Origin of the sequence: Flavobacterium xinjiangense (assembly GCF_900142885.1) — a bacterium.
Classification (GTDB): Bacteria; Bacteroidota; Bacteroidia; order Flavobacteriales; family Flavobacteriaceae; genus Flavobacterium; species Flavobacterium xinjiangense.
This window is the reverse complement of the sequence record NZ_FRCL01000003.1, coordinates 12,882-15,922: the sequence shown is the minus strand read 5'-3', so window position 1 is coordinate 15,922 and position 3,041 is coordinate 12,882. Positions and strand designations below refer to the sequence as shown.

At 39.9% G+C, this 3,041-nt stretch carries 1 protein-coding gene; it reads right to left on the bottom strand.

What is annotated here, in order from left to right; genetic code table 11:
- Positions 1–3,041, bottom strand: a 3,041-nt coding sequence (locus tag BUC23_RS17450; RefSeq protein WP_073205849.1) for an HYR-like domain-containing protein, incomplete at both ends; no start/stop codon positions are given.

The following is a 3,041-nucleotide window of genomic DNA, read 5'->3' as shown; positions in this document are numbered from 1 at the left end:
CATCTTTAGCGGTCCAGGTTCTGGTAACAGAATAGGAGCCCGCACATGCACCATTGACAGTCGTATCGATATGAGTCAATTCAAAAGCAGAACCACATTCGTCAGTTGCTGTTGCTTGAGTGAACTCAGGCAGTGCAGGACAAGAGATTGTTGTAGCTGCTGGCAGTTGAGCAATTACTGGAGCATTTATATCTTGAACGGTAATAGTTTGCACCGAAGAAGAAGAATTGCTACAAGCATCAGTAAATGTCCATGTTCTGGTAATAACATAAGAGTTGGTACAATTACCTTGTTTGATTGTATCTATTCCTTCTGTAGTAATTTGACCACTACAATTGTCGATCGCTGATAGGCTAGACATTATAGGTACATTGTTACTGCAAGAAACCGTTACCGATGCAGGAGCTTCTGGAGCTATTGGTTTAGTGCTATCTTGTACACTAAATGTAGCTGAGGTTGAGGCAGTATTACCACAAGAATCTTTCGCAGTAAAAATTACAGTTACAGCAGTGGAGCAATCGTTCGAAAGTGAATTAAAATTATTAGACCATGTTACGTTAGAACAAGTATCAGATGCAACAGCACCGCCGTTATTAGCTAACCAGTCGCCAATTGAATTTTGATTCCCTTCGCCATCACATTCAACAGTTATATTTAAGGCTTCAATTGTAAAAGTTGGCGGAGTATTATCAAGTATTGTAATAGTTTGAATTTTGTCATCCGCTTTGTTTCCACAGTTGTCAGTCAAGCTCCAAGTTCTGGCTATGGTGAATCCGCCTTGGCAACCTAAGATTGCCACTGGCTGTGCGTCTGCATAAGTTGCTTGAATTCCAGTAGAGCAATTGTCTGTTTCATCTGATACGTCACCAGTAAATTCGATATTTGTATCGTAGGTACAAGTTGAACTGGCATAAATGGTTTTATCAGCTGGAGCCGTAAAATTTGGTGCAGTGTTATCGCGTATCGTAATGGTTTGAATTTGGTCAACTGCTTTGTTTCCACAGTTGTCAGTCAAGCTCCAAGTCCTAGCTATTGTGAATCCGCCTTCGCAGCCAACGAGTGCTACTGGTTCAGCGTCAGCGTAAGTTGCTTGAATTCCTGTTGAGCAATTGTCACTTTCATCTAATACGTCACCGGTAAATTCAATATTTGTATTGTATATACAAGTAGCATCAGTATAAATAGTTTTATCAGCTGGCGCCGTAAATGTAGGAGCAATAGCATCACGGATTGTAATGGTTTGAATTTGGTCAACCGCTTTGTTTCCACAGTTGTCAGTCAAGCTCCAAGTCCTAGTGATGGTGAATCCGCCTTGGCAACCAACAAGTGCAACCGGTTCAGCATCAGCATAAGTTGCTTGAATTGCTGTTGAACAATTGTCTGATTCATTTATTACATCACCGGTAAATTCAATATTTGTATTGTATGTACAATTAGCATCAGTATAAATAGTTTTATCAACTGGAGCCGTAAATGTAGGAGCAATATCATCACGGATTGTAATGGTTTGAATTTGGTCAGCTGCTTTGTTTCCGCAGTTGTCAATCAAGCTCCAAGTTCTAGATATGGTGAATCCACCTTGGCAACCAACTAGTGTTACCGGTTCAGCGTCAGCATAAGTTGTTTGAATTCCAGTTGAGCAATTGTCTGCTTCATCTGATACGTCACCAGTAAATTCAACAGTCTTATTGTATTGACAATTTGCATCTGTATAAATTGTTTTATCTGCCGGTTTTGTAAAAGTAGGCGCCATTTTATCAATTACACGAATGACTTGATCAAACTTAGCAGTATTTTTACAAACATCACTTACTGACCAGTGTCTAACAATTAGTTTATTAGTACCGCAAGCTCCTTCAGAAGGCGTTAAACAAACACTTTTGAAATCAACATTCCCATTGTTTTCACTTTGTTTTCTGGAATAAATAAACCAGTTACCATTCATATCTCCAGTAAAATCTTCAAAATTGGATACGTATGATACTGGACCATTAATTGGATTGATACTATTTGTTGAAGATAGCGCTCCATTTGGAGTGAATTCGCCAGTGCCAACTGGAATTAAATTATTATTGTTCCACATAGGATGACCATTTGGATAAAATACAGGAGTATATAACTCTTTAGTGCTAGAACTAGAGTCATCGCAGGCTAAGCTACCTGTACAATACGGGCCTATTAATATGACCGCTTGACCATTAGGAGCAACAAGAGTAAATTCTGCTCTTCCTTTTCCTTGATTTGTTTCGAAAGCTAACGCAACTTTTCCAATATCACTAGCTGATATACCATCAAATCCTGAAACAGTAAAAGGGAAGTAATTACCAACACCTGCGTTTATCGCATGTTCATCTGAGTTTCCAAAACAATCACTATCAGAAGTAGGGGTAGCAGTTGGATTAGGATCACAGTTGTCAATAATATTTGTAACTATACCAGTTGATGCAGTACTAGTATCAGCATAACAATTATTGTCACTTTCAAGTATTATATCTTGTGGGCGGGTGAAAATTGAAGGAGCTGTTGTGTCCTGTACTTTTATTGTTTGTGATTTTGTTACAAAATTACCACAACTATCTTCGGCTTTCCAAGTTCTAGTTAATGTATAATTTTGGTCAGTACAGGCCCCTGTACTAGTCTTGGTAGATGTTTCTCCCACGAAAGTAACGGTAGGCGTTGTGTCACAATTATCAACAGCGCTTGCAATTCCTGCTTGTGGCACAGAAGAACATTCTGCAGTTGTGTTCACTGGCACAGTTAGCGTTGGAGCAGTGTTGTCACGGATAGTGATTGTCTGAACTTGGTTTGCAGTAGCGTTTCCGCAGTTGTCAACCAAACTCCATGTTCTTGCTATGGTGAAACCTCCCTGACAGCCAGCGATCGCCACTGGAGCAGCGTCAGTAAATGTCGCATTTAATCCCGTTGAGCAGTTGTCTGCTTCATTGGTTACATCACCCGTGGCTGTTACTGTTTTATCGTAAGTACATGTTGCACTTGTATAGATGGTAAGGTTAGCCGGAGCGGTAAATGTTGGAGCAGTG